Source organism: Nonomuraea coxensis DSM 45129, from assembly GCF_019397265.1.
In the GTDB taxonomy this organism is placed as follows: Bacteria; Actinomycetota; Actinomycetes; order Streptosporangiales; family Streptosporangiaceae; genus Nonomuraea; species Nonomuraea coxensis.
On sequence record NZ_CP068985.1, the window covers coordinates 8,535,041 to 8,559,239 of the forward strand.

The 24,199-nt window shown below is 72.2% G+C and carries 25 protein-coding genes; 11 read left to right on the forward strand and 14 right to left on the reverse strand.

Features of this window, described 5'->3' with window-relative positions; all coding sequences use genetic code 11:
• The first annotated feature begins 22 nt into the window (after positions 1–22).
• Positions 23–601, forward strand: a complete 579-nt coding sequence (locus Nocox_RS39985; RefSeq protein ID WP_020545569.1) for a DUF6461 domain-containing protein — start codon at positions 23–25, stop codon at positions 599–601.
• Between the two features lie 80 nt (positions 602–681).
• On the opposite strand, the gene Nocox_RS39990 is transcribed toward Nocox_RS39985, so the two are convergent.
• Together Nocox_RS39990 and Nocox_RS39995 are read right to left on the reverse strand one after the other, a co-directional pair.
• Positions 682–1,212, reverse strand: coding sequence for a DoxX family membrane protein (locus tag Nocox_RS39990; protein WP_020545568.1), 531 nt, complete (start codon positions 1,210–1,212; stop codon positions 682–684).
• A gap of 124 nt (positions 1,213–1,336) precedes the next feature.
• On the reverse strand, positions 1,337–3,721 hold the full coding sequence (locus Nocox_RS39995) for a phosphoketolase family protein (RefSeq protein ID WP_020545567.1): 2,385 nt from the start codon (positions 3,719–3,721) through the stop codon (positions 1,337–1,339).
• A 218-nt stretch (positions 3,722–3,939) separates the two neighbouring features.
• On the opposite strand from Nocox_RS39995, the gene Nocox_RS44050 reads away from it, so the two are divergent.
• The 3 genes from Nocox_RS44050 to Nocox_RS40010 all read left to right on the forward strand — a co-directional run bounded on the left by Nocox_RS44050 (position 3,940) and on the right by Nocox_RS40010 (position 6,941).
• Positions 3,940–5,325, forward strand: a complete 1,386-nt coding sequence (locus tag Nocox_RS44050; protein ID WP_026214852.1) for a DUF4389 domain-containing protein — start codon at positions 3,940–3,942, stop codon at positions 5,323–5,325.
• A gap of 151 nt (positions 5,326–5,476) precedes the next feature.
• Positions 5,477–6,076 (forward strand): RNA polymerase sigma factor, encoded by a 600-nt coding sequence (locus tag Nocox_RS40005; RefSeq protein ID WP_020545565.1) that lies wholly within the window; start codon positions 5,477–5,479, stop codon positions 6,074–6,076.
• Positions 6,069–6,941: a hypothetical protein gene (locus tag Nocox_RS40010; protein WP_157383299.1), complete on the forward strand. Its 873-nt coding sequence runs from the start codon at positions 6,069–6,071 to the stop codon at positions 6,939–6,941. Before Nocox_RS40005 ends, Nocox_RS40010 begins: the two co-directional genes overlap by 8 nt.
• Positions 6,942–6,957: 16 nt before the next feature.
• Here the strand turns inward: Nocox_RS40010 and Nocox_RS40015 are convergent, their stop codons facing one another.
• From Nocox_RS40015 to Nocox_RS40040, 6 genes are all read right to left on the reverse strand, one after another.
• Entirely contained in the window at positions 6,958–7,953 is a 996-nt protein-coding gene (locus tag Nocox_RS40015; RefSeq protein ID WP_020545563.1) for a TIGR04500 family putative peptide maturation system protein, read from the reverse strand.
• A complete protein-coding gene (locus Nocox_RS40020) occupies positions 7,950–8,909 on the reverse strand; it encodes an MvdC/MvdD family ATP grasp protein (RefSeq protein ID WP_020545562.1) in 960 nt (319 codons plus the stop codon). The genes Nocox_RS40015 and Nocox_RS40020 overlap by 4 nt, the downstream gene beginning before the upstream one ends.
• A 52-nt stretch (positions 8,910–8,961) precedes the next feature.
• The gene (locus Nocox_RS40025; protein WP_020545561.1) at positions 8,962–9,117 is read right to left on the reverse strand and encodes a hypothetical protein; all 156 of its coding nucleotides are present in this window, start codon (positions 9,115–9,117) and stop codon (positions 8,962–8,964) included.
• Between the two features lie 141 nt (positions 9,118–9,258).
• Positions 9,259–9,762, reverse strand: coding sequence for a hypothetical protein (locus Nocox_RS40030; protein ID WP_020545560.1), 504 nt, complete (start codon positions 9,760–9,762; stop codon positions 9,259–9,261).
• 5 nt (positions 9,763–9,767) lie between these two features.
• Positions 9,768–10,667, reverse strand: a complete 900-nt coding sequence (locus tag Nocox_RS40035; RefSeq protein ID WP_157383298.1) for a WXG100-like domain-containing protein — start codon at positions 10,665–10,667, stop codon at positions 9,768–9,770.
• A complete protein-coding gene (locus tag Nocox_RS40040; RefSeq protein WP_020545558.1) occupies positions 10,658–10,981 on the reverse strand; it encodes a hypothetical protein in 324 nt (107 codons plus the stop codon). The genes Nocox_RS40035 and Nocox_RS40040 overlap by 10 nt, the downstream gene beginning before the upstream one ends.
• An 81-nt stretch (positions 10,982–11,062) precedes the next feature.
• Between Nocox_RS40040 and Nocox_RS40045 the strand changes: the two genes are divergently transcribed.
• Positions 11,063–11,473, forward strand: a complete 411-nt coding sequence (locus Nocox_RS40045; protein ID WP_020545557.1) for a YbaB/EbfC family nucleoid-associated protein — start codon at positions 11,063–11,065, stop codon at positions 11,471–11,473.
• Between the two features lie 46 nt (positions 11,474–11,519).
• Positions 11,520–11,921 carry a YbaB/EbfC family nucleoid-associated protein gene (locus Nocox_RS40050; RefSeq protein WP_020545556.1) on the forward strand — a complete coding sequence of 134 codons (402 nt, stop codon included), beginning with the start codon at positions 11,520–11,522 and terminating at the stop codon, positions 11,919–11,921.
• A gap of 27 nt (positions 11,922–11,948) precedes the next feature.
• Here Nocox_RS40050 and Nocox_RS40055 read toward each other — a convergent pair whose 3' ends face one another.
• Positions 11,949–12,356, reverse strand: a complete 408-nt coding sequence (locus tag Nocox_RS40055; protein ID WP_020545555.1) for an SHOCT domain-containing protein — start codon at positions 12,354–12,356, stop codon at positions 11,949–11,951.
• 156 nt (positions 12,357–12,512) lie between these two features.
• Here Nocox_RS40055 and Nocox_RS40060 point away from each other — a divergent pair, with 156 nt between their 5' ends.
• Complete coding sequence (locus tag Nocox_RS40060) at positions 12,513–13,643, forward strand: AI-2E family transporter (RefSeq protein WP_157383297.1); 1,131 nt, start codon at positions 12,513–12,515, stop codon at positions 13,641–13,643.
• A 22-nt stretch (positions 13,644–13,665) separates the two neighbouring features.
• Here Nocox_RS40060 and Nocox_RS40065 read toward each other — a convergent pair whose 3' ends face one another.
• Together Nocox_RS40065 and Nocox_RS40070 are read right to left on the reverse strand one after the other, a co-directional pair.
• Entirely contained in the window at positions 13,666–14,190 is a 525-nt protein-coding gene (locus tag Nocox_RS40065; RefSeq protein ID WP_211212761.1) for a DUF7144 family membrane protein, read from the reverse strand.
• Positions 14,191–14,377: 187 nt separating this feature from the next.
• Positions 14,378–14,710: a SpoIIE family protein phosphatase gene (locus tag Nocox_RS40070; RefSeq protein WP_246649929.1), complete on the reverse strand. Its 333-nt coding sequence runs from the start codon at positions 14,708–14,710 to the stop codon at positions 14,378–14,380.
• Between the two features lie 234 nt (positions 14,711–14,944).
• On the opposite strand from Nocox_RS40070, the gene Nocox_RS40075 reads away from it, so the two are divergent.
• A complete protein-coding gene (locus Nocox_RS40075) occupies positions 14,945–15,190 on the forward strand; it encodes a hypothetical protein (protein WP_020545551.1) in 246 nt (81 codons plus the stop codon).
• Positions 15,191–15,405: 215 nt separating this feature from the next.
• A complete protein-coding gene (locus Nocox_RS40080; RefSeq protein ID WP_020545550.1) occupies positions 15,406–16,107 on the forward strand; it encodes a hypothetical protein in 702 nt (233 codons plus the stop codon).
• Between the two features lie 11 nt (positions 16,108–16,118).
• Here the strand turns inward: Nocox_RS40080 and Nocox_RS40085 are convergent, their stop codons facing one another.
• The 3 genes from Nocox_RS40085 to Nocox_RS40095 all read right to left on the reverse strand — a co-directional run bounded on the left by Nocox_RS40085 (position 16,119) and on the right by Nocox_RS40095 (position 19,836).
• Positions 16,119–16,475 carry a hypothetical protein gene (locus Nocox_RS40085; RefSeq protein ID WP_157383296.1) on the reverse strand — a complete coding sequence of 119 codons (357 nt, stop codon included), beginning with the start codon at positions 16,473–16,475 and terminating at the stop codon, positions 16,119–16,121.
• Positions 16,476–16,579: 104 nt separating this feature from the next.
• The gene (locus Nocox_RS40090; protein ID WP_020545548.1) at positions 16,580–18,712 is read right to left on the reverse strand and encodes an NACHT domain-containing protein; all 2,133 of its coding nucleotides are present in this window, start codon (positions 18,710–18,712) and stop codon (positions 16,580–16,582) included.
• Complete coding sequence (locus tag Nocox_RS40095) at positions 18,682–19,836, reverse strand: alpha/beta hydrolase family protein (RefSeq protein ID WP_063711682.1); 1,155 nt, start codon at positions 19,834–19,836, stop codon at positions 18,682–18,684. The genes Nocox_RS40090 and Nocox_RS40095 overlap by 31 nt, the downstream gene beginning before the upstream one ends.
• 289 nt (positions 19,837–20,125) lie before the next feature.
• Here Nocox_RS40095 and Nocox_RS40100 point away from each other — a divergent pair, with 289 nt between their 5' ends.
• Together Nocox_RS40100 and Nocox_RS40105 are read left to right on the forward strand one after the other, a co-directional pair.
• Positions 20,126–22,912 carry an AfsR/SARP family transcriptional regulator gene (locus Nocox_RS40100; RefSeq protein WP_020545546.1) on the forward strand — a complete coding sequence of 929 codons (2,787 nt, stop codon included), beginning with the start codon at positions 20,126–20,128 and terminating at the stop codon, positions 22,910–22,912.
• 85 nt (positions 22,913–22,997) lie between these two features.
• Positions 22,998–24,194: an NAD(P)/FAD-dependent oxidoreductase gene (locus Nocox_RS40105; protein ID WP_020545545.1), complete on the forward strand. Its 1,197-nt coding sequence runs from the start codon at positions 22,998–23,000 to the stop codon at positions 24,192–24,194.
• The last annotated feature ends 5 nt before the right edge of the window (positions 24,195–24,199 follow it).

Genomic DNA, 24,199 nt, shown 5'->3' on the forward strand with positions numbered 1-24,199 from the left:
ATCGTCCATCCTCAGGAGACGCATGACGGCCATGGCCAAGGCGACGGCAGCCACTTATGAGTGGCTCTACCAGGAGTTCACGGACGGCGTGGGCGACACCTGGCTCTGTGTCTGCTTCGTGCGGGACGTGCCTCCTGACGAGGCTCTGCGACGGGTGAACGTGGTCCCGGGCAGCCCTCTGGAAGGGGAGGGGTTCGGTGTCGCGGCATACCGCGCCAGAGGCGGAACCGTCCTGGTCGAGTACGGATGGGGTGCCGTCGTCCACGACAGTGCCGGGCTCCTCTCCGAGGGCTCGGCCGCCGCCGCCGTCCGCGTGACGATCAAGGGGGCCGACTTCGGACTTCACGTGAACGGCGACTTGATCACGGCCTTCAGCCTGTACGGCTATCACTGGCGAGAGGGCGCCGAGCCCGATCGCCTTGAGTCCGACGTCACGGACCTTGGGCTGCACCTCGGCGGCGACGAACCGGGATTCGCCGGCGATCCCACCTCCGCGGCACTGGCCCTCGCGGAGCGAGCCACTGGCGTCCACTTCTCCCCTGCGGCCTACACGCGCACCGCGCTGGTCGGCTCGACCGAGCATCTCCATCCCTACGTGTAGAGAAGGTCGAGCCGCCTGCGCGCGTCCGGAAACGAAAACCCGCCCGCCCTGGGGGCAGGGCGGGCGGGTGATCAGGGTGGCTACTTGAGCCACGGCGTGCGGCGGACGATGGCCAGGTTGCCGAGTCCGAGCGTGGTTCCGGCGCCGGCGAGGGCCAGGCCGATGAGGACGATCGAGTAGATGATGTGGTCGTCCATGAAGGGGTTGGTGGTCAGGGGCAGCTGGGCCGCCCACATCATCAGCAGCATCGCCGTGCCCGCGCCGGCCGCGATCCGGGTGCCGACGCCGAGCATGAGCGCCAGGCCGACGCCGGCCAGACCGGCCATGAACAGCCAGTCCACCCAGACCTGTCCGGCCAGCGCGCCGAAGAAGCCGCCGAGGGCGTTCTCGCCGGTGCCCTTGAGGAAGCCGGTCGTCGGGCTGCCGCCGTTGATCCAGGCCTTGGCCGCCGGGGTGGCGAAGCCCCAGCCGAAGGTCTTGTCCAGGAAGGCCCAGAGGAAGACCCAGCCGAGCGAGATCCGGGCGACGGCCCAGACGTAGTCGACCGCGGTCTTGCGCTCCGCCTTGCCCACGCCGACGTGCATCACAGGCTTGTTGATGGTGGTGGCCATGGCGGGCCTCCCTTTCCGTTTTCTCGGGTGTCCTTGTCGCACCTCCATCACATCGGTTGCGGCCGCCGGCGCTGAGTGCCGTACGGCCTGATGCCGAAGGACCTTGGTCATCGCCAGTGTCCGGTCAGCCCTGCTGCGCCCAGTCGCCCAGCGACCAGTCGCGGACCTCGGGCATGTCCTCGAGGTGCTCGACGACGTACGCCTGGTGCTCGGCGAGTTTGCGCTCGCACCAGGCCATCAGGTCGCTGGCGCCGCGCGGCAGCCGCTTGGCGTTGTTGATGGCGTCCATGACCAGGTGGTAGCGGGAGGCGCGGTTGCGCACGGTCATGTCGAAGGGCGTGGTGGTGGTGCCCTCCTCGATGAAGCCGCGCACCCTGAACCGGTCGGCGTCCGGGCGGCCGTGCACGAGCTGGTGGACGGCGCCGGGGTAGCCGTGGAAGGCGAACACGACGTCGACGGTGTCGGTGAACAGCTCGGTGAACAGGGTGCCGCTCATGCCGTGCGGGTGGTCCTTGGGCCGCATCAGCGTCATCAGGTCCACGACGTTGACCACGCGGGCCCTGAGGCCGGGCAGCCGCTCCTTGAGGATCTGCGCGGCCGCGACCGTCTCCATGGTCACCACGTCGCCGGCGCAGGCCAGCACGATGTCGGGGTCGCCGGTGCCGTCGTCGGTGCCGGCCCAGTCCCAGATGCCGGCGCCGCGGGCGCAGTGCTCGACGGCCTGGTCGATGCTGAGCCACTGCAGTTGCGGCTGCTTGTCGATGACGATGAGGTTGATGTACGACCGCGACCGCAGGCAGTGGTCGGCCACGGACAGCAGGCAGTTGGCGTCCGGCGGGAGGTAGACGCGGGCGACGTCGCCCCGCTGGGTCAGCACGACCTGGATCAGCCCGGGCCCCTGGTGGGAGAAGCCGTTGTGGTCGTTGCGCCAGGCGGTCGAGGTGAGCAGCACGTTGAGGCTGGGCACCTTGGCCCGCCAGGGCAGCCGGCTCGCCTCCTGCAGCCACTTGCCGTGCTGCACCGTCTGGGAGGCGCTGACCATCGCGAACGCCTCGTAGGTGGCGAACATGCCGTGCCGGCCGGTCAGCGTGTAGCCCTCCAGCCAGCCGTGGCAGTTGTGCTCCGACAGCACCTCCATGACCCGGCCGTCGCGGCTGATCGCCACGTCGTCGGCGGTGACGCGCTCGGCGAAGGCGCGGTCGGAGACCTCGAACACGGCGCCGAGCCGGTTGCTGTTGGTCTCGTCCGGGCAGAACAGCCGGAAGCTGTCGGGGTTGTCGCGGTAGACGTCGCGCAGCAGCTCGCCGAGCCGGCGGGTCGACTCGGCGCGCGTCCTCGCCGGTTGCGGCACCTCGACGGCGTAGTCGCGGAAGTCGGGCAGGACCAGATCCCGGGTGAGCAGGCCGCCGTTGGCGTGCGGGCTGGCGCTCATCCGCAGGTCGCCCTCCGGTGCCAGGCCGCGTACCAGCTCGGTGGGCGCGCCGGTGGAGTCGAACAGCTCCTCGGGCCGGTACGAGCGCAGCCAGCTCTCCAGGATCGCCAGGTGCTCCGGGTTGTCGCGCACCCCGGACAGCGGCACCTGGTGCGAGCGCCACGTGCCCGTCATCTGCACGCCGTCGACCTGCTCCGGCCCTGTCCACCCCTTGGGCGAGCGCAGCACGATCAGCGGCCACCGGGGCCGGCTTCCGTCCCACTCGCCGGTGCGGGCCAGGTGCTGGATGGCGCGGATCCTGCCCCATGCCTCGGCCAGCGTCGCCGCGAAGCGGTGGTGCATGCCCGGCAGGTCCGAGCCCTCCACCTCCAGCACCTCGTAGCCGTGGCCCTCCAGCAGCCGGCGTACCTCGGCCGGGTCCTTGCGGGACAGGACCGTCGGGCCGGCGATCTTGGCGCCGTTGAGGTGCAGGATCGGCAGCACGGCGCCGTCGCGCTCGGGGTTGAGGAACGACACGCCCTTCCACGACCCCTCCAGCGGCCCGGTCTCGGCCTCGCCGTCGCCCACCACCGCGACCGCCAGCAGGTCGGGGTTGTCCATGACGGCGCCGAAGGCGTGCACCAGCACGTATCCCAGCTCGCCACCCTCATGGATGGAGCCCGGGGTGGTCACCGAGACGTGGCTGGGGATGCCTCCCGGGCTGGAGAACTGCCGGAACAGCCGCAGCATCCCGGCCTCGTCCTGGCTGACGTGCGGGTAGATCTCGCTGTAGGTGCCCTCCAGGTATCCGGCGGCCACCAGCGCGGGCCCGCCGTGCCCGGGGCCGGCGAGATAGATCGCCTGCTGTCCGGTCTGCCGGATGAGGCGGGAGACGTGCGCGTAGATCAGCGACAGTCCCGGGCTGGTGCCCCAGTGGCCCAGCAGCCGCGGCTTGATGTGCTCCGAGGCCAGCGGCTCGCGCAGCAAGGGATTGCCCTGGAGATAGATCTGCCCGACCGTGAGGTAATTGCCGGCCCGCCACCAGGCGTCCAGCTGTTCGACCTCTTTGTCGTCCGGAGAGGCCAGCCTCCGCAGCATTTCCTCATCGACGGCCTTGCGGACCTGCTCATTCGAAACTGCGGTCATCAGCAACGTTCCCTTCCCGGCATGGTTGCGGTGATGGCTATTCGGCGACTATCAGTCCTATCCCACAGGCAGTGGGAACAACAGCCCCGGGGGCACGCCTGGGCCCATCAGCGCGGTAGTGAGGACTTTCGCCCACAGGCAGCACCGGCGAAAGGTGGTGCGCTGGTCGCATGAGTACTTATCCGGTGCGGGTCGAGGCTCGGCTCGAGGAGCCGCTGAACCGTGGCCTCTGGATCGTGAAATGGTTCCTGGCGATCCCGCATTACATCGTGCTGAGCCTGTTGTGGATCGCCTTCGGCGTTCTCACCGTCGTCGCGTTCTTCGCGATCCTGTTCACCGGGCGTTACCCGCGCGCGCTGTTCGACTTCAACCTGGGCGTATTGCGCTGGACCTGGCGGGTGGCCTACTACACCTATGGCGCTCTGGGCACCGATCGCTATCCGCCCTTCACGCTCGGCGCCGCCCCGGACTACCCGGCCACCCTGGAGATCGACTACCCGGAACGGCTCTCGCGCGGCCTCGTCCTGGTCAAATGGTGGCTGCTGGCCCTCCCCCACTACCTCGTCGTGGGCCTGTTCACCAGCGGCAGCATCATCTCCTGGAACAGCGCCCTGCCCGACGGCGGCGGCGTGTTCTACACCCTCGACTGGGGCGGCCTCATCGGCCTGCTGGTCCTCATCGCGGCGCTCTCCCTGCTGTTCACCGGCCGCTACCCCCACGGCGTCCACGATCTCGTGCTGGGCATGAACCGGTGGGCGATCAGAGTCGCGGCGTACGCCACGCTCATGACCGACGTCTACCCGCCGTTCCGGCTGGAACAGGGTGGTCACGAGCTGCCGCGCCTCGAACCCCCGCCCGCTTCGGCGCACACCCCCGCCCGGCACGGCCCCGCCTCCATCGTGGCCCTCACCGTCGGCGCCGTCCTCGCCTTCGGCGGGCTGGCCGCCGCGGCCACCGGCACCGGTGCCGCCCTGCTCGGGCAGGGTCGCGACGCCGACGGCTTCATCGGCACCGGCCCGCAGCGGATGTCCACCTCCACCTACGCTCTCACCAGCGAGCAGATCGCCATCGCCGGGCAGGACGTGTCCTTCCTGCGCGACGGCGTGGGGCACGTGCGCATCAGCGCGTCCGGCACCCGCACCCCGCTCTTCCTCGGCATCGCCCGCGAGGACGACGTCACCGCCTATCTGGGCGACGTCACCCACGAACAGGTCATCCCGGGCGCCACCGGCGCCGCCTACGACCGTCGTCCGGGAACGGCCGCGCCGGCTCCACCCGCGTCCCAGACCTTCTGGGCGGCCACCGGCAGCAGCAGCTTGACCTGGGACGTCCGGCCCGGCGAGTGGACCGTCGTCGTCATGAACGCCGACGGCACGCCGGCAGTGGCAGCCGACCTGAGGGTGGCCGCCACCCTCCCCTGGCTGCGCGGCCTGACGGCCGGGCTCTTCACCGCCACGGCGATCCTGCTGGTCGCCGGCGCGGCGCTCATCGTGACCGGCGCCCGCCTGGCCGCCGCCCCGGCGTCGGCACCCGTGCCTGTCACTCCGACGCGCTGACCCGTTGACGCGCGGCCCGAGCAACCCGGCCGGATCCTCGGCCGGGAAACGGCCGGAGGCCGCATCGGCGTCGCCGTCGAGGAAACTCGGGAACCGCATGCCTTCGGCTGGGCAACATCTGTTGTCCTAATCTTTCGCCGAAAGGCCACATATGAGCGACATGAGCCGGGCGGGGGGCGATGACGCCTCCCATATCGAACGCTCCTTGCGCGAACCAGAAGCCTTCGCCGTGGTCTTCCGCCGGCATGCGTCCGACATCACCCGGTACGTCACCAGAAGGCTCGGGGTGAACGCCGCTGACGACGTGGTGGCGGAGACGTTCCTGACGGCATTTCAGCAGCGGGGACTCTACGACCGGAGTCGTCCGAACGCTCGCCCATGGCTGTACGGCATCGCCACCAATCTGATCGGCCGCCACCGGCGTACGGAGTTGCACCAGCTGCGCGTCCTGGAACGGACAGGCACCGACCCGGTGACGGCTCCCTTCACGGACCGCAGCGACGATCGTGTCAGCTCCGAGGCCGCCCGCCACCGCCTGGCGGGGGCGCTGGCGACGTTGCCCAAAGGCCACCGTGACGCGCTGCTTCTCGTCGCCTGGGCCGGCCTCACCTATCCGGAGGTCGCGGAAGCGCTGGACGTACGCCTCGGAACCGTGCGTTCGCGCATCAACCGGGCGCGCGGGAAGCTGCGCAAAGAGCTCGGAGGAGTCAATCCCATGACCATCGTCAGCGAGGAACCCGTCCATGAATGAGATGACCGAGCTCGAACACTTTCGCTCCGAAGTGCCACCGCCCACGCCGGACGCCCTGACCGCCCAGGAAGACCGTCTCCTGAGCGCCATGGCCGCCGTTCCCGCCACCGGGCGCAGGCGCCGCAGGAGTTCCGTGTTCGCCGGCCTGCTCGCCGCCGCCGGGTGCGCCGCCGCGGCCGTCCTGGGCCCGACGCTGATCAGTCAGGACGCCCTTCCCACCGCCTACGCCAACTCCGCCATCGCCGTCGAACTGCGCGGGGAGGAGTACGTCGCCACGATCAAGGACCCGTTCGTCGACCATGCCCGCTACACCGAGGCGTTCAAGGCGCTGGGTCTTGACGTCACCCTCGACCTGCGGCCCGCCTCCCCCTCAGCGGTCGGCACGGTCTTCCGGCTCGGCTTCAGCGGCACGACGGAGAAGGACCGCATCGGCGGCAGCCTGGAACCGGAAGGCTGCGTCTACGGTCGTCCCGGCTGCGCCTTGACCATCACCATCAGCAAGGGCTTCAGCGGCAGGGGGACGATCTACATGGGCCGCCCGGCCAAGCCTTCCGAGCCGTACCAGAACAACGCGGACGCCGGCGCGAAGGGCGAGTCCCTTGAGGGCTACGACCCGAACGGGCGCACGGTCGCCGAGGTCCTCGCCGAGACGCGCAGACGCGGCCTGGAAGTGACGTTCCAGATCATCGAGCCCGCCCCTGACGGGAACGGCTTCTCGATGAACCCCCGAGAGCAGTCGGCCGAGGTGGGCGATCGCTGGATCGTCTGGGCCGCTGAACCTCACCGGCAGGGTGCGGTACGCCTGCTGGTCTCGGAGAAGCGCGTGGCGAAGAACCCCGTCCACGGGGGTGCGGGTCCTGAGTGATCACGGCCGAGCGGGTTCAGCCCGCCGTCCGTTCCGCGATCCCCCAGAACCACTCGATCTTGGCCGCGTTCCTGCGTTCCTCGATCCATTCGCTGAAGATGCGGCGTTCGACGAGGCCGCGTACGGTCGCGTCGAGCACGGCCGGCTCCACCGCCAGGACCTTGACCAGCAGGTGCCCGCCCGCCACGGGGAACGGCCCGGCGACCGTCCCCGGAGCGGCCCCGAAGATCCGCTCCGCCGTCTCCCGTTCGAGGTCGCCGCGGCGGAGGGTGGCGAAGACCTCGCCGGGAAGGGCGCTGCCGTCGGCGAAGGCCCGCTCGACCGTGGGGAGGAAGTCGGCGGCGCCGGGCACGGCCGGTTCGGTGACGAACACCGCCCGCGCGACGCGGGCCACGTCGAGCTGCGCGCCGTGCTCGGCGAACCAGCCTTCCACCCGGCCCTCGGCCACCCGCGCGCGGAGCGCGGCGACGGCGGCCTCGACGGCGACCAGCTCCTCCAGCTCCTGGTGGGAGATGCGGTGGTGATCCATCCAGGCCCGGGTCGCCTCCACGGTCAGCAGGCCGCGCGCGCGCCGGAAGGCGTCCATCGCCTCCTGCAGCGCGGCGTCGCTCAGCGGTTCCCGCGTCTCCTCCAGCTCCTCGCGTACGAGGCTGTCGGCGATGAGCCGGTCGGCCAGCGCGGACTCGTCCCAGATGAAGTCGAGGCAGGCGATCGCCCTGGCCACCGGCGTCTCGACGCCGTTGACCCGGAGCAGCAGGTGCTCGCCGGCGCGGTGCACGCCGCGCAACGGCCACGGCAGGGCCCGGTCGGGGCACCAGGACAGCGAGATCGTGGCGCCGTCGCCGTCCTTGATGAGCAGGGCGTGGTGCAGCGAGCCGTCGAACTCCTCGCGCTGGGCGACCAGCCGCGTCCGGGCGCGCGGGTACGCGGCGCGGAACTCCTCCAGGCCGCGCCCGGGCGCGCCCGAGCTGAGCAGTCCGACCGCGTCGGCGAGCATCGGCCCGTACGTCATCGCTCCACTCCGCTCTTCAGCAGGTCGCCGATCGCGGCGCTGATCGGCAGCCCGGTGGCGTCCTCGATCCACAGGAACTGGCCGTTGGGGTTGATCTCCAGGAAGACGTGGCGGCCGTCCGGCGTGAGGATCAGGTCGATCGCGCCGTAGGACAGCCCGAGCCGCTCGACCAGCTCCAGGCAGCGCCGGGAGACGTCGGCGGGCAGGTCGTGCGTCAGCACGGGGGTGGCGCCGGGGTCGTAGTGCCGCCAGTCGTAGCGGGTGTGGTTGCTGACCTGCGAGTGGATCTCCGCCGCGAAGATCTGGCCGCCCACCACGGTCACCCGCACCTCGACCCGCTTGGGGACGTACGCCTGGACGATGACCGGGCACAGGCGCAGCGCGTCGGCGTGGCCGAGGTCCGCCGGGGTCACGGGCGCCGCGAACCGCCCGAACCGCTCGCCGTCCGCTTCGAGCTGGTTGCCGTGCACGGGCTTGGTGATCACCCGGCCTTCGTGCCGGTCGTAGAAGTCGAGGAAGGACTCGGGATCGTTCGTGACGAGCGTCGCGGGCAGGTCGAAGCCGAGCCGCCTGGCCACTTCGAGCTGGTACGGCTTGCGCCCCGCCCGGTCGATGACCGGCCGGGAGGCGGGGACCTTCAGGCAGCCCAGGGCGTCCCACAGGCTCTCGGCCATGACGCGGCACTCCTCCTCGACGTGCTCGCGGGCGACGGTCGACGGATGGGCCACCGGGTTGCCGGGGCGGCGGTACCAGATCGCGGTCAGCTCGTCGAGGACGAGACGGCGTCCGCCGTGGGTGAGGGTCCGGACGGTCGAGCCGTCCCCCGGATGGCCGATCTCCAGGGTCGCGGCGGCGGGGAACAGCGCGGGGTCGAAGACGGTCACGTCCTCCCCGGCGAGGGTCTCCACGACTCGTTCGGCGTGCTCATCTCCGCCGCAGGTGAGGACGAGGATCATCAGCGTGGTTCGCGGTCGGGGGGCGCGACCAGGCCACGCCCCCCGCAGCCGGCTAGTTGCTGTCGCCGGAGGTGTGCGAGTGGCCACCGTGGATCACGATGACCTGGCTCTTGGCGCCGCCGCTCACCTGGAGCAGCTGGCCCTCGTCGAGCTCGGCGCCCAGGGCCGCGATGTTGTCAAGGCTGGTACGCGTCTTCCCCGTGTTCATTTCCCACCTTTGTGTCCGCATGGGGGGCCGAATGCGCCCCATCGCACGGAGCAGGCTAGGGAGGCGGTGCGCCCGGCGTCGTCCGCCGCGTGGATGATCACCTGTCATCCTGGAGGTGGAGCGTCCTCGTCCGGCAGGCGGTCACGAGGCGTCGGGGCCGCAGGTCCACGACACCTCTTCGGTCTGGAGGGCGCCGCCGTACTGGTAGGGGTCCCAGCCGTCGCGCATGAAGAGCTGCGCCACGACGTCCGAGGGGGCGCCCAGCAGGTCGTCGGAGGAGGTCTCGCCCAGGAGGCGTTCGGCGGCCTCCACGTCGGGGACGCGGATCCGGTAGTGGGCCTCCAGGTGCACCACCGGGCTGTGCTCGGTGTCGCCGGAATCCTCCTCTTCCTCTTCCTCGCCGGGGGCCGGTTCGTTCTCCAGGTCGCCGAGCGGGTTGCCCCATCCGGCGAGGTCGGCGCAGAGGGCGGCGTAGGCGAGGGCGGAGGCGCGGAGTTCGTTGACCGCCGCCGTCACCCGCTTGTAGTCCTCGGGAGCTTCGGTGAGGATCAGGGCGTGCCGCTCGACGGCGGCGCCCAGGTCGGCGGCCCCCAGGAGCAGGTCGTTGTGCCCGGTCGCGCCCTTGCCGTCATGGGAGTCGGTCACGATGTTCAGTCCTCGAAGTCGAAGTGCCTGGTGTGCATGATCTCACCTTTGTTGTTGAGGTAGTCCACGTGGTAGTGGCCCCCTTTGTTGCACACCCCCCGGAAATGCGCCCGGGGACCGCCGTCGGCCGCCGCCCGCCTCGCGGCCGCCTCCGCGTCGGTCCTCGACGGTTTCTTGGCGCTGCCCCTGTGTGTACCCGAGTTCGTCTTGTTGGGCGAGTTGGACCTTTTCCACTTGGACATCGGGGCGATGGTGGGGCCCTTGGGGCCGTCCATCCCGGAGGGCCTGCGGGGCAGGCGGGCGGGCAGGCGGGGGCCGCCGGCCAGGGCGAGAGGAGGGCCGCCGCCCCACGGGCCGCGGGCGTTCCTGAGGATGTTCGCCAGCGGCTGGGTGACGCGCCGGGCGAGGCCGGGGGCGAGCACCCGGGCGCCGCCCTCGCCGGCCTGCTTGAGGATCCTGCCCATGGCGTACCGGGTGCCGAGGACCGTGGCCGCGGCGGTGCCGAGGGCGAGCGGCCCGCCCGCCAGCATGGTGGCCGAGAGCTTGACCGCGCACGACGCCGCGTACGAGATGACCCCGACCTTGGTGGCGGTGATGACGCCGGCCGCGCCGTCGAGGATCACCGGCGCGTACCTGGCCGCCGCCGCGGCGTCGGCGAGGTGCCCGCCCCCGCCCGTCGTCTGCCAGTAGCCGGTCAGGGCCGTCGCGGAATCGCCCTGGTAGGCGGCCGGGCTGGTGGTCCCGGCGACGGTGGCGTCCGCGCGGGCGCCGGCCGCCGAGGTGCCGGCGAGGACGGTGCGCCACGCGTCCGCGTCCAGCCGCAGCTCGTCCTCGTCGACGTTGGGAAAGGGGATCCCCGCCAGGGCCAGGACGCCGTCCGCCCAGAGCGGCAGGGTCACACCCATGACGTGTCCGTCAGGTCGCCGATGTCCTGGACGGTCGCCTCGTTGACGTCCGACACCCGCCGGCTCGACAGCGCCAGCGCGTCTCCCGTGGACCCCATCAGGTCGCTCATGTGGGTGTAGGCGGCCAGGGCGATCGCGGTGCACTCGCTGTACGCGGTGACCAGCGGGCGCAGCAGGCCGTCATCGCCCCACGAGGCGGCGTCGCCACGCTGCCGTAATCGCCGCAGCGCCGCCGCGTAGTCCGTCCCGTCACCTCTCAGGTGCGCCGAAGCCGTCTCCAGCGACCCGTGGACCAGCCGAAGTTCCGAATCCATGAAGCGTAGGTTAACGGGCGGATCGCGGGCTGGTATCTTGCCCGGGCGTGCCGTCCCCGGCGTCTGGTGAAGGAGTGTGCGATGTCGTCCTCGGGCCCTTGGAACGACGACCTCGAACACCTCGAACGGGTCCTCCGGCAGACCGAGGAGGTCATGCGTGAGCTCGGCTCCGCCCGCGCCGAGATCGCGCAGGTCACGGGCGTGGGCGAGGCGGGCGGCGGCATGGTGCGCGTCATGGCGGGAGGCGGCGGGCGGCTCAAGGCGATCACGCTCAACCCTCGGGTCATGCGCCTGCCGGCCGGTGAGCTGGCGAGGCAGGTCATGGCGGCGACCCGGGCGGCGCAGGAGGCGGCCGGGCGCAGGTCGTACGAGATCGTCGAGCGGGCGCGGGCCCGCGCGGACAGCCTGCCGGAACCGCTGGACGAGACGTACGTGCGCCGCAGGATCGAGCAGGTCGCCGACGAGATCGACGGGTTCTCGCCGTCGCCGTGAGCGGACACCGGGTGGCGCCTGACCCGCCCGGGTGTGAGGAGACGAAGTGCGTAGATTCGACGCGGACCCCGCCAACTGGCGCGAGGCGGACCTGGAGCGGGACGCGGAGCAGGCCGCGAAGATCCTCGCCTGGATGGACGACGGGCAGCGCGAGCTGGACGAGATCATCGGCGCCGGCGAGGCCGCGGACGGTCAGGTGAAGGCCACCGCGGCCGTGGACGGCACCGTACGGGAGATCGTCATCACGCCGCGCGCCATGCGCCTGGACAGCAGGTCGCTGGCCGAGCAGCTGATGCTGGCCGTCACCCGGGCCCAGGACGACGCCGAACGGCAGAGCCGCAGGCTGATGGCCGACGCGCTGGGCGACCTGCTCCCTGACGGCGGGCTGGACCTTCCCGCCTTCGAGGAGCGGCTCGGCCGGCTGCTCCGTTCCTTCGAACGCCCCTGACCAGGGCGGTCCCCGCTCGGGCGGGGATCACACCCCGGCGAGGACCTTGGTCTTGGCGCGTTCGTACTCGTCGTCGGTGAGGTCGCCGCGGCGTTTGAGGTCGGCGAGCCTGGCCAGCTCGCCGCCGGTCCCCGAGCCGGCTGTCCCCGAGCCGGCGGCGGTCTCGCGCACGTAGGCGCGGAACGCCTCCTCGTTCGCCTGCAGCCGCGCCATCTCGCGCCGGCCCATGCCCTTGCCGCGGACGATCAGGTAGAGGAGGACTCCCACGAAGGGCAGGAGCACCAGCACGACGGTCCAGCCGGTCTTGCCCCATCCGCTGACGTCGTCGTCGCGGAACAGGTCGCCGATGACGCGGAAGAGCAGCATGAACCACAGGACCCACATGAAGAACACGAGCATGGTCCAGAAGAGATTGAGCAGAGGGTAGTCGCCCATCGCGGCGCTCCTTTCGGCACTAGACCGTTTTGCGCCTTTTATAGGTTTATGCCCGCTTTCCCGCCTCCGCTAGTCCCAACATTCGGCCAAGCTTCTCCACCGGGCCAGGGGATGAAGGCCCAGCTCAAGCGGCCCCGGCTTGTACGTTGATGACCGATGGAACCGAGACCCACGGTGCAGGTGCTGCTCGCGCCCGCGAACATCTGGCGTGCCGGGCTCGTCCTGGCGGCCGTCGTCGCCGCCGCGTTCTTCGTCCGCTTCGTGCTCGTCGACGCCGGATCGCTGGTCGCCATGCTGGTGATGGCGTGGTTCCTGTCGCTCGCCATGGAGCCCGCCGTGCGCCGCCTGTCCCGGCGGACGCGCCGCGGCACGGCCACGCTGCTGGTGATGACGCTGTTCATCCTCGGCCTGGCGATCTTCCTCGCGCTGTTCGGCAGCCTGTTCGTCCGGCAGGTCGCGGTGCTGCTGAAGGCGCTGCCCGACGTCGTCGCCGGGGTCGTCGACTGGGTCAACGCCCGCTTCGGCACCCGCTACGACATCTCCGGCATCCTCGCCTCGCTCAACCTGACCCCGCAGCAGGCGGCCACGTACGCGCAGGGCGCGCTCAGCGGCGTGCTCGGCCTGCTGGGGACGGTGACGGGGGCGGTGTTCAACCTGTTCACCCTGCTGCTGCTGACGTTCTACCTGTCGGCCGACGGGCCGGCGCTGCGCCGGTGGATCGCGCAGTTGCTGCCCGGCCGGGTCCAGCAGGTCTTCGTCAACGTCTGGGACGTGTCCACGATCAAGACCGGCGGGTACGTCTCCTCCCGCCTCGTCCTCGCCGCCGTCAACGGCACCGCCTCGGCCCTCGTGTTCCTGCTGATCGGCATGCCGTCGTGGCTGGCGCTCGGGGCGTGGACGGGTCTGGTCGCCCAGCTCGTGCCCACCATCGGCACCTACATCTCCATCGCCCTGCCGGTCGTGGTGGGGCTGGTCTCGCCCCATCCCTGGATCGGCCTGGCGGCGCTCGGCTGGGGCGTGCTCTACCAGCAGGTGGAGAACCTGACGCTGGAGCCGAAGATCAGCTCACGGGCCGTGGACATCCATCCCGGGGTGTCCTTCGCGGCCGTGATCCTGGGGGCGTCGCTGTTCGGCGCGATGGGCGCGCTGCTGGCCGTGCCCGTGGTGGCCATGCTGCACTCGCTGGTCGACACGTTCGTCACCCGTCAGGAGCTGCAGGAGCCGGCCGGCGGGGCCACACAGGCGCCCCCGCCGGCCAGCGGGGGGAAGCCGCCGCCATCCAGGTGACGACGGCCTCCTCCGATGCCGGCTACGTCATGCCGGCTCTGTTGAACGCCTTCATCTCCTTGCCGTACACGGCCAGCGCGTAGATGACGAGGACGTCGAAGGCGATGATGATGAACGACCAGAAGGGATAGGCGGGGAGCCAGGCGAAGTTCACGAACGCCTGGATGGCGGCGAGCGTGATCCCGACCACCCGTCCCCAGGTCTTGCCCGACATGACGGCGATGCCGGCGAGCAGGACGACCACCCCGACGATCAGGTGGAACCATCCCCAGGCCGTGAAGTTGACCGGGACCGCCAGGTTGTTGGCGGTGACCAGGTAGAAGCCCTGGTGAAAGAGCCCCACCAGGCCCATCAACGCCTGGAACGCGCCCAGGATGATCATCCCGATGCCGGCGAACATCACCCAGCCGAGCCAGCCGCTGGGCCGTGGCTCCGCCCTCGTCGCGGGGGCCGTCTCCGTCCGGTCCGCCTGACGCGGCTGGGGCACCGCCTCCGAGATGTGCTCCCGTGAGGTCTGCTGGGTGCGTCCGTAACGCGGTTCTTCCATGATCGGCTCCCTCCGCACGGCGGAGTTTCCGTTGAGCGGCCCGAGCCGCTGAGGCGCGTGCCCGCCACCGCTCCTTACTCCGGCTCTCCTACCCGACCTCTTCCACACTCTTCGCAAATAGCCACAAAAATGGGCAAATTCCCGTGGACTCTTTTTGCCTCCCCGTGGCGCTCGACGCGCCCGACGCTCAGGGGCCCGCCGGCGGGGGCAGGCGGCGGATCGCGATCATGGCGGCGTCGTCGCCGAGCCGCCCGCCGGTGTAGGCCAGGAGGTCGGCGCACACCCGCTTCAGCAGCCCTTCCGGGACCTCCCGCGTCCAGGCGAGGAGCCGGTCGGCCAGCGGGTAGAAGACGCCGGCGGCGTCGCGCGCCTCGGTGACGCCGTCGGTGTAGAGCAGCAGCAGGTCGCCCTCGTCGAAGCGGAACGAGCAGACGCTGTATCCCCCGCCGCCGAGGGCTCCCAGGCCCAGCGGCGGCGCCGGGTGCTCGCACTCCAGCGGCGTGACCTGGCCGGCGCGCACCAGCAACGGCGGCGGGTGGCGCTCTCGGTGCGTACGGCCCCGTACAGGTCGCCGCCGATCCTGGCCTCGGCCGCGGCGGCCACATAGACGGAGGCCAGCCGGAGCGGGCCGAGCGACTCGGGCAGCGGGCGCAGCAGCGCGCGCTGCGCCGCCTCGGCCACGGAGCGCACCTGCACGAGGACCCGCCGCTCGCGGTCACGTAGGAGGCAGAACAGCACCACGAACACCGAGACCATGACCACGGCGATGACCTCGGCCCGCATGTTCGCGGTGCCCATCAGCCCGTGGCGGAAGCCGATGACGAGCTCTGCCGCCACCGCGAGCAGCCCGATCACTCCCGTGAACCACGCTCCGGCGAAGGACGCCGTGATCGCGGGGGCCGCCACCAGCAGGGCGCCGAAGCGGATGCTGCGCGGGGACAGCAGGTCGGCAGCCGTGATGATCACGATCATGGCCAGCGGAATCACCGCCAGCGCGTGATTGCGCAGTGATGGACGCCCCCACGGATGCGGGTTTCCCCGATATCCCACACTTTCTGTCTACCTGTCCGGATAAGGGAGTCGAAAGACGCATGGGCAGCTCTTGGGGAAGGCTTTCATCCAACCTCGGTGTGGGAGTCTGGACGGGTGACAGCGGCGTGGCCCCGGACGGAAGTCGTCGAAACGGTCAAGAGGCTCCTGCTACGTCCGGGCGTCGTGACGGAGGGGTTCACCGGCGTCGGCGTCGTGGCGGAGGCCGGCCGCCTGCTGGTGGTCTTCCGCTGGCGGCGGGATCCCAACACGTACGCCATCGAACTGGACTTCCCGACCGCGCCGGAGAGCCCGTGGACGGGCCTGACCGTGGACTCCGCCGAGGAGTGGGCCGCGGACGTCGCGTCCCTCCTCATGGAAGAGCTCCTGACCGGGCTGGTCGTGCGCGGCCGCAGGACGGTCAGGGAGGGTCACGTCCTGCTGGACCGCCGCGCGCCCGAGGCCGTCTGGCCCGCCGGATACCACGTCGGCGAGGTCCATCTCGGCGACGACCCGCTCGACGCCGGCTTCTGGCTGGCCGATGCGGGGATGGACGTCAGCGTCCCCCGGCGGCTCATCGCCGGGGCGCGGCTCGTCTGCTGGCTGCAGGCGTACGTCGACAACGACCGCGGGGAGCCCTACGTCGGTCACGCGGCCGCGTCCTGGGAGGACGACGGCCGCACCACCGCCCGTCTCGACGTGGCGTACGTCCGGCCCGGCGTCCCGCCGGAGCTGCGCACGGCGCTGGCGCGGCTCGCGGTCCACGAGGCGGCCGCGGCCGGGGCCGTGAGCGTGGTCACCACGCTCGACGACCCCGGGCTGCGCGGGCTGGGGTTCCGGCCGGCGGACGGCGGCGGCCTCGTCCTCGGCACCAGGAGCGTCGCCTGACCGTCAGGCGATCACCACTTCTCCCACTCGCTGGTCTTGAAGCACCTGTTCGCCCAGTACGCGAGTTTCGCCGGGCCGGTCCACCCCACGTAGGGCGCGTGGCCCTGGAGGCACCGCATCTTCTTGATCGTCGTCGGCTCCCACCTGCCGTGGGAGCAGGCCGGGATGAACTTCTTGACGATCCGCTTGCCGCACAGCCACCGGACGCTGGGGCGAGGCGCGGCCATGACCGTCGCGGAGACGGGCGCCGCCGCCGTCATGGAGGTCGTCGTGGTGGCGGCCACGGCCGCGTTCGGCGACATGCCGGCCAGGGCCAGCGAGGCCGCGCCCGCGGCGACCACGGTCCCGAGCTTCACTGCCATCTTCATCCTGCTGTCCTCTCTCTCGTCGTCGCGCCTGTCGGCGTGAGAGAAAGGTAGGGCGGCCGCTGTTGACCTGCTGTTGAGCGCGTGTTGAGCGGCCGGTTCTCGCCTCAGCCGTCCTCGCGGAGCACGGGATGCGCGGCCAGGTAGTCCTGGAGCTCACGGTGACGGAACTGGTAGGCGATCCCGGAGATCCGCAGCAGCCCCGCGTCATAACACCGGTCCAGGAAACGTCCCAGCCGCCACGGCAGCCGGCCACGCGTCGACACGAGCAGCCCCAGGTAACGGCGCGACAGCAGGGGCGACCAGGACGCCACGAGGGACATCCCGAACGTCGCGCCCGCGGCGACCGCCGTCACGGCCGGGAGCCCGTCCAGCAGCTCCGCGAACCAGATGCCCAGCACGAACCCGAACCCCGGCCCGAACGTGAGGGCCGCCACCAGCGTCAGGACGGCGTCGTTCCTGACGATCACTCGCGCGCCGACGCCCCCGCGGAGGCCGGCGGGATCGCCCTCCCGGCTTCTCCCGCTCGCCATCCCGACGCCGAGCAGGAGGCCGAAAACGGGCGGCACCCACAGCGGCAGGTCGGTGCCGAACTTCAGGACGACCCCCACCCCCGCCAGCGAGCCGCCCACGGCCGCGAGCGCGCCCTCCACCACGCCGCTCCTGCGGTCACGTACGGCGCGGACCCCGCGCAGACCGGCCTCGTCCACCGGAGGCCACACCTCCCGCCAGGCCCGGAAAGGCTCCGCCAGCAGGCTCAGCGCCACGGCGCCCGGCAGGAAGAGCAGCATGAGCGCCGCCACCGTCCGGCCGGACACCTTGCCGTCCACGACGTCGAGCTGCGAGAACACCAGGACGAAGGCGGCGGCGACGACGGCGATCCCCGGAAGGCAGGTGGCCAGGGCCACCAGCGCGCCGACGGCCCGCGGGCGGTTCCCCGCCAGCGGCCACAGCTCGTGCAGGACGAGATCGGTGCTGGACAGCACCCGGCCGTGGAACGGCGGCCCGCTCTCGTTCCCGCGCAGATGACCGGCGAGCACCGCCAGCCAGGCGTGGGTCTGCGCGGCCGTCGGCCCCTTCCTGGCCGGATCCGCGGCGGCCAGGCGGGCGGGGATGAACAGGCCGAGGAGATGCTCGCGCACGGACGGCTCGTCGGCGAACTCCGTCAGGGCCTGCGGGGAGCGCACGTAGCGCCCGGTGAGCGGGTCGCGTTCCTCGTAGACGGTGACCGCCAGCGTCAGCCGCCACGGGGTGTCGAGCGCCCCCGCCAGGACGTCGCCGTCGCGGGTCAGCGCGTCCAGCACCGGCCGCCAGCGGTCCGGGTCCTCCTGGTCCGTGACCGCCTGGATGAACCGCCACGCCTGGTCGCTGGTCACCTCCTCCACGGTGACGCGGGCGACGCCCCGGGGGGCGGCCCGGTCGGCGACCAGGGCGTCGTACTGGTCCGTACGGCAGGTCACCACCAGGCTGCAGCGCTCCAGCCCGTGCTCGTAGTCCTCCAGCGCGCGCAGCGCGCGGGCCGCCCGCGACCCGTAGCCCGGCCGGTCCGTCTCGTCCATCTCGTCCAGCCCGTCGATGACGGGCAGGATCCTCTCCGCCTCCACGAGCGTGCGCGCGGTCACCGGCTTCAGGCGGAACGCCGTCGTAAGGTGCTGGGCGAGCATCTCCCTCACCGGCAGGTCAGGATCCAGGCTCGCCGCCGAGATCCGCACCGGTACGGGGTCGCCGGGCCGCCTGCCGCCGAGCAGCTCCAGGATCAGCTCGATCGCGAGGACGGTCTTGCCCGAGCCCGCCGCGCCGGAGATCACGAGTCGTCGCGGCGCCGGCAGGCCGCGGAAGTAGGCGGCCACGTGCCCCAGGTCGCCGCCCGGCGGAGCGGAGACCGGGCCGCCCGTCGGCTGGAAGGAGAAGTCGACGTCGATGACGGCGCCCTTGCCCTTGCGGCCCAGCAACTGCGCCCGCTGCGCCTTCTCCTCGGCCAGCACCCGCCCGGCCAGCAGGATCGCCGCCGCCTCAGGGTCGGTGTCGGCCAGCCGCCGCGCCTGCCACCACGCGAGCACCGCGACCGTGGTGCCGACGAGCGCGAACGCCGCGCCGGCCGGGTCCACGTCGCCCGGATACATCGACCACAGCCGCAGCACCGCCGCGACCAGCAGGGCCGTCCCCACCGCCACGCCCGCCCGCGACCACCGGGTCCGCGTCCGCCGGTTCACGCCCGGCAGCCGGCCGGAAGCGCGCATCCGGCCAGGAAGTCGCCGACGAGCCGGTCGTAGCGGGCGCGGTCGACGTTCCACGCCTCCGTGTGCGCGCCGACGGGGAACGGCTCGAACTGGATCTTCCACCCCAGCCGCCGGCCCGTCTCGACGAGGCCGTACGCCTCCTGGATCGGGTGGTCGGTGTCGGGGACGGTGTGGATCAGCAGCAGCGGCGGCCTGGTCGCCGGCGGGTGGCGGATCAGGCTGAGCCGGTCGGTGTCGACCCCGGTGCGCCACTCGGTGACCAGGGTCGACAGGCCCGCGACGAAGCCGGGCAGGCCGTTGTTCCTGGCGCCCTGTTCCGCGGTCATCCGTACGTCGATCATGGGTGCGTCCATGATGACCCGGTCCACCAGTCCGGCGAGCGGCGATCGGGCCAGGAACTGCCCGGCGATCTGGCCGCCCATCGAGGTGCCGTACAGGACGAACCGCCGCGCCCCCATCGTCTGGGCGTGACGCAGGGCGGCCTCCAGATCGCGCCACTCCGAGTCGCCCAGGTGCAGCAGCCCGTCAGGAGAGGGCGGCGCCCCCTCGTCGTTGCGGTAGCTGACGGCCATGAAGGGCAGCCCCAGCCGGTGCACCACGGGAAGGATCTTCAGCTGCGCCTTGCGCCGCCCGTTCTGCCCGTGGACGGCCACCACCCACGTGTCGCCCTTGCCGGGCACCCGCCAGGCCGGCGCCGGCCCGAGCTCGGTCGGCACCATGGTCTCGGTGAAGCCGATCCCCCAGGCGACCTCGGGGTCCCCGGGCGGCACGTTGCCGAAGAAGCCGGGGGTGCCGAGCGACGGCACCGCACCGCGCAGCACCCGGCGCGTCACCCGGCCGGGAGCGCGGGCGACGACGTCGCCCAGCATCGAGTACGCGCCGGTCCACTCCAGCCAGTACGTGCCGGGCCTGCCGGTCTCCGGGGTCTGCTCCAGCGTCACCAGATCACCCTCCACGGCGAGCACCCTGGTGTTGCTCGTGCCGTAGTGGACGACCTTGATCCCCTGGTCGCTGCCGTACCAGGCCCCTGCTCCCGCCGCCGCGACGAGCGCGACGATCACCACCACCCCCGCGAACAACGCCTTCCGCCGCCACCGGGGCCGCCCCGCACCACCGGCAGCCATCGAACCTCCTTCTCCGATCATGCCTCACTAGCCCTTGGGCACGCCGAGGAAGAAGGTCAGGTCGAAGTGCTCGACCACCACCTCGCAACTGCCGCAGGGGTCGATGGGCTTTCCGTGGGTGGGGTGCCGCCCTGCTCCGCACCAGGAAGACCTTGGGTACGGGCGTGACGGCCTACCCGGCCGCGCACATGGTGCGCCTCCGAACGTTGATGATGAGTGGAAAGAACCTTGAATCGCCTAGTCAAGGCCGATATACAAGATCGGGCGCGACGCCCAGGATTGGAGCCGCATGGCCGTCGAGTTCCGGCTGTTAGGCAGCATCGAGGCTCACGTGGACGGCCGTCCGGTCGACGTCGGGCCGGCCCGCCAGCGCAGCCTGCTGGCCGCCCTGCTGGTCGAGCCCGACCAGCCCGTCTCGGCGGACCAGCTGGTGGAGCGCGTGTGGGGGGACCGCGCCCCGCACCAGGCCAAAGGGACGCTGCGCACCTATCTCAGCCGGCTGCGCGCCGCCCTCGCCGGCGAGGCGGAGATCGCCCGCCGCGCCGGCGGGTACGTGCTGACCCTCGACCCGGAGAACGTCGACCTGCACCGCTTCCACCGCTTGGTCGCGAGGGCCCGCTCCGCCCCGGAGGGCCCGGCGGCCATCGACCTGCTCGACCGGGCCCTCGCGCTGTGGCGGGGGGAGCCCTTCGCCGAGCTGGACACCCCCTGGATCCGCGCCGTCCGCGCGGAGGTGGAGAACGAGCGGATCGGGGCCGAGCTGGACCGTACGGATCTGCTGCTCCGCCACGGCAGGCACCACGAGCTGCTGGCCACGCTGGCCACACAGACCGCCGACCGGCCGCTGGACGAACGCCTGGCCGGGCAGCTCATGCTCGCTCTCTACCGCAACGGCCGCCAGGCCGACGCCCTCGACCGCTACCAGAGCCTGCGTACCCGCCTGGCCGAGGAGCTCGGCGCGGACCCCAGCCCGCCGCTGCGGCGGCTGCACCAGCAGATCCTGACCGCCGATCCGGCGCTGGCCGCCCCGGCGGCCGAGCCCCGGGCCGCGCCGGCGCCGGTGCCCCGGCAGCTCCCCGCGCCGCCGAAGCTGTTCACCGGCCGGGCCGAGGAGCTGCGCGCGCTCACGGCCGCGCAGCACGACCCCGGCGAGCCCGGGGACACCATGGGGATCTGCGCGATCGTGGGGACGGGCGGGATCGGCAAGACCTGGCTCGCCCTGCACTGGGCGCACCAGCAGGCCGGCCGGTTCCCCGACGGGCAGTTGTACGTCAACCTCCGCGGCTTCGCCCCCGGCACCCAGCCGGTGTCCCCCGCAGTGGCGGTCCGCGGCTTCCTCGACGCGCTCGGCGTCGCCCCCGCCGCGATCCCCGCCGATCCGGACGCGCAGGCCGCGCTGTACCGCAGCCTCGTCGCGGGGAAGCGGCTGCTCGTCGTCCTGGACAACGCGGCCGCCAGCAGCCAGGTGATCTCGCTGCTGCCCGGCGACCCGACGTGCACCGTGCTGGTCACCAGCCGCAACAAGCTCACCACCCTCGTGGCCGGCCACGGCGCCCGCCTGGTCCTGCTGGACGTGCTCGGCGGGGACGAGGCGCGCGACCTGCTCGCCCGCCACCTCGGCGCCGACCGGCTCGCCACCGAGCCGGAAGCGGTGGAGGGCCTGCTGCGGGTCTGCGGCAACCTGCCGCTGGCGCTGGGCATCGTCGCCGCCCGGGTCGCCGCCCATCCCGGCCTGCCGCTGTCGGTGCTCGCCGAGGAGCTCGCCGATCATTCCGCGTGGCTGGACGCGCTGGACACCGGAGAGGCGGACCTGAGCGTGCGGGCGGTGTTCTCCTGGTCGTACGACGCCCTCGACACCGGCGCGGCCGCCCTGCTCGGCCTGCTCGGCCTGGCTCCGGGGCCGGACATCAGCCTCGCGGCCGCCGCGTCCCTGGCCGCGCTGCCCCTCGGCCGGGCCGGCGCGATCCTGCGCAGACTGGACGCCGCGCACCTCATCCAGCAGCATGTGCCCGGCCGCTACCGGATGCACGACCTGATCCGCGCGTTCGCCGCCGAGCGGGCCCGCGACGACGTGGCCGAGGACGCCCGCGCCGCCGCCCTGCGCCGGCTGGTCGACTTCTACCTCCACACCGCGAAGGCCGGCGACCGGCTGCTGCAGCAGCACCGGGAACGCATCGACTTCGACGAACCGGCCGCGGGGTGCCGTCCCGAGCCGTTGCCCGACCTGGCCGCGGCCCTGTCGTGGTTCGAGGCGGAGCACGCGTGCCTGCTCGCCGCCCACCGGCTCGCCGCCGACCAGGGGTGGCACTCCTCGGTGTGGCGGCTGGCCTGGGCGCTGCGCACCTTCCACCGGCGGGGCGGACGCTGGCACGAGGACCTCGCCCTCTGGCAGGTGGGCCTCGCCGCCGCCGAACGGCTCGGCGAGGTCGCCGCCCGGCTCCAGGCCCACCGGTACCTCGGCATCAACCTGTCCGAGCTGGGCCGGAACGACGAGGCCCGCCACCACCTGGAGCTCGCCCTGACGCTCGCCGAGCGGAGCGCGGACGCCATGGCGGAGGCCCACGTCCTCATCGGCCTCGGGTGGGCGGAGAAGGCGCGGGGCGACGACCGGCGAGCGGTGGACCATCTCACCCGCGCCGCCGGGCTGTACCGCGCCCTCGGCAACCCCGTGTGGGAGGCGGACGCGCTCGCCACCATCGGCTGGTTCCACGCCCAGTCCGGCAGGCACGACGAGGCGGTGACGCAGTGCGAGACGGCGCTCGGCATCTACCGCAAGCACGACGACCCCGAGGGCGAGGCCGACATGCTGAACAGCCTCGGCTACGTCGCCCACGCCGGCGGCAGGCACGCCGACGCGCTCACGCACTACGAGCAGGCCCGCGTCCTGTTCCAGAGCCTCGGCCACTCCTACAGCGAAGCGGACACCCTGGACAGGATCGGCCAGGCCCAGGCGGCGCTCGGCCGTCCTGACCAGGCCCGCCGGACCTGGCGTCAGGCCCTCGGCCTCTACCTGGCCCAGCAGCGCGGCGCGGACGCCGAGCGCGTCCAGGGCCGGCTCGCCGCGCTCACCGAGTGACCCAGATCACACTCGGTTCCTGTCAGCAATCGAGGCGCTGCCCCGCTCAACTCACGAAGGGCAAGCGAACCGACAGGAGCTGCTGATGAAGCACCGGATCGTCGTTCTCGGCGCCGGCTATGCCGGGGCCTACGTGGCCGGCAACCTGGCCCGGCGGCTGTCCCCGGCGGACGCCGGGATCACCGTGGTCAACGCCGAGCCCGACTTCGTCGAGCGGCTGCGGCTGCACCAGCTCGCGGCCGGCCGCCGGGTCGAGGCCCGCACGCTCGCCGGCGTCTTCGCCGGCACGGGCGTACACCTGCGCCTGGCCCGGGTCACCGCCGTCGATCCCGGGAGCCGGGCCGTCGCCCTCTCCGACGGCGGCGAGCTCGGCTACGACACGCTTGTGTACGCGCTCGGCAGCCGCGTCGCCGACGGCGGCGTCCCCGGCGCGGCCGAGCACGCCTTCCACGTCACCAGCCGGCCCGCCGCCCTGCGCCTGCGCGAACGCCTCGACCGCCTGGAAGGGCCGGGCCGGCCGGACGCGGCGCGCGTGCTGGTCGTCGGCGACGGGCTGACCGGCATCGAGACCGCCACGGAGCTCGCCGAGTCCCGGCCCGGCCTGTCGGTGACGCTGGTCGCCCGCGGCGAGCTGGGCGCCGCGCTCTCCCCCGGGGCCCGCGGCCACCTGCGCCGGGCCTGCGACCGGCTGGGCGTCACCGTCCTGGAGCACACCACCGTCGAGGCCGTCGAGGCGGCACGGGTGCTGTGCGCCGGCGGCACCGCCCTGGCGTCCGACGCCACGGTGTGGGCGGCCGGGTTCGCGGTCGATCCTCTCGCCGCCGCCGGCGGGCTGGAGGTCGCGGCGAACGGTCAGATCCTCGTCGACCGCACCATGCGCGCTCTCTCGCACCCCGACGTCTACGCCGTCGGCGACAGCGCCCACGCCATCGGCGACAACGGCCTGCCGCTGCCGATGTCCTGCGCCTCGGCCGGCTTCACCGGCCTCCAGGCCACGAGCGCGATCATGGCGCGGCTGACCGGACGCGAGGTCCCCGTCAACAAGCTCGTCTACGTGGGCAACCACATCAGTCTCGGACGGCGGGACGCGATCCTGCAGCCCGTGGACGGCGAGGCGCGGGCGAAGCGGGCGTACGTGGGCGGGAGGAAGGCCGCGCGGGTCAAGGCGGGCATCCTCACGATGTCGCTGTGGAGCATCGCGCACCCGACCTTCGGCCTGCCCAGGCGCAGGCGCCGCCTGGCCGCCGCCAAGGACGTCCCCTCCGGGAGGGTGGCCGCTTAGGGTGT

Coding starts and splice junctions, on each gene's coding strand:
- Nocox_RS40035 (WP_157383298.1), bottom strand. CDS start 10,667: ATGGGTGTGACCCTGCCGCTCTGGGCGGACGGCGTCCTGGCCCTGGCG.
- Nocox_RS44050 (WP_026214852.1), top strand. CDS start 3,940: ATGAGTACTTATCCGGTGCGGGTCGAGGCTCGGCTCGAGGAGCCGCTG.
- Nocox_RS39995 (WP_020545567.1), bottom strand. CDS start 3,721: ATGCTGCGGAGGCTGGCCTCTCCGGACGACAAAGAGGTCGAACAGCTG.
- Nocox_RS40105 (WP_020545545.1), top strand. CDS start 22,998: ATGAAGCACCGGATCGTCGTTCTCGGCGCCGGCTATGCCGGGGCCTAC.
- Nocox_RS40025 (WP_020545561.1), bottom strand. CDS start 9,117: ATGAACACGGGGAAGACGCGTACCAGCCTTGACAACATCGCGGCCCTG.
- Nocox_RS40075 (WP_020545551.1), top strand. CDS start 14,945: ATGACCACGGCGATGACCTCGGCCCGCATGTTCGCGGTGCCCATCAGC.
- Nocox_RS40060 (WP_157383297.1), top strand. CDS start 12,513: ATGGAACCGAGACCCACGGTGCAGGTGCTGCTCGCGCCCGCGAACATC.
- Nocox_RS40090 (WP_020545548.1), bottom strand. CDS start 18,712: ATGCGCGCTTCCGGCCGGCTGCCGGGCGTGAACCGGCGGACGCGGACC.
- Nocox_RS39985 (WP_020545569.1), top strand. CDS start 23: ATGACGGCCATGGCCAAGGCGACGGCAGCCACTTATGAGTGGCTCTAC.
- Nocox_RS40020 (WP_020545562.1), bottom strand. CDS start 8,909: ATGATCCTCGTCCTCACCTGCGGCGGAGATGAGCACGCCGAACGAGTC.
- Nocox_RS39990 (WP_020545568.1), bottom strand. CDS start 1,212: ATGGCCACCACCATCAACAAGCCTGTGATGCACGTCGGCGTGGGCAAG.
- Nocox_RS40015 (WP_020545563.1), bottom strand. CDS start 7,953: ATGACGTACGGGCCGATGCTCGCCGACGCGGTCGGACTGCTCAGCTCG.
- Nocox_RS40055 (WP_020545555.1), bottom strand. CDS start 12,356: ATGGGCGACTACCCTCTGCTCAATCTCTTCTGGACCATGCTCGTGTTC.
- Nocox_RS40040 (WP_020545558.1), bottom strand. CDS start 10,981: ATGGATTCGGAACTTCGGCTGGTCCACGGGTCGCTGGAGACGGCTTCG.
- Nocox_RS40085 (WP_157383296.1), bottom strand. CDS start 16,475: ATGAAGATGGCAGTGAAGCTCGGGACCGTGGTCGCCGCGGGCGCGGCC.
- Nocox_RS40045 (WP_020545557.1), top strand. CDS start 11,063: ATGTCGTCCTCGGGCCCTTGGAACGACGACCTCGAACACCTCGAACGG.
- Nocox_RS40065 (WP_211212761.1), bottom strand. CDS start 14,190: ATGGAAGAACCGCGTTACGGACGCACCCAGCAGACCTCACGGGAGCAC.
- Nocox_RS40010 (WP_157383299.1), top strand. CDS start 6,069: ATGAATGAGATGACCGAGCTCGAACACTTTCGCTCCGAAGTGCCACCG.
- Nocox_RS40100 (WP_020545546.1), top strand. CDS start 20,126: ATGGCCGTCGAGTTCCGGCTGTTAGGCAGCATCGAGGCTCACGTGGAC.
- Nocox_RS40005 (WP_020545565.1), top strand. CDS start 5,477: ATGAGCGACATGAGCCGGGCGGGGGGCGATGACGCCTCCCATATCGAA.
- Nocox_RS40095 (WP_063711682.1), bottom strand. CDS start 19,836: ATGGCTGCCGGTGGTGCGGGGCGGCCCCGGTGGCGGCGGAAGGCGTTG.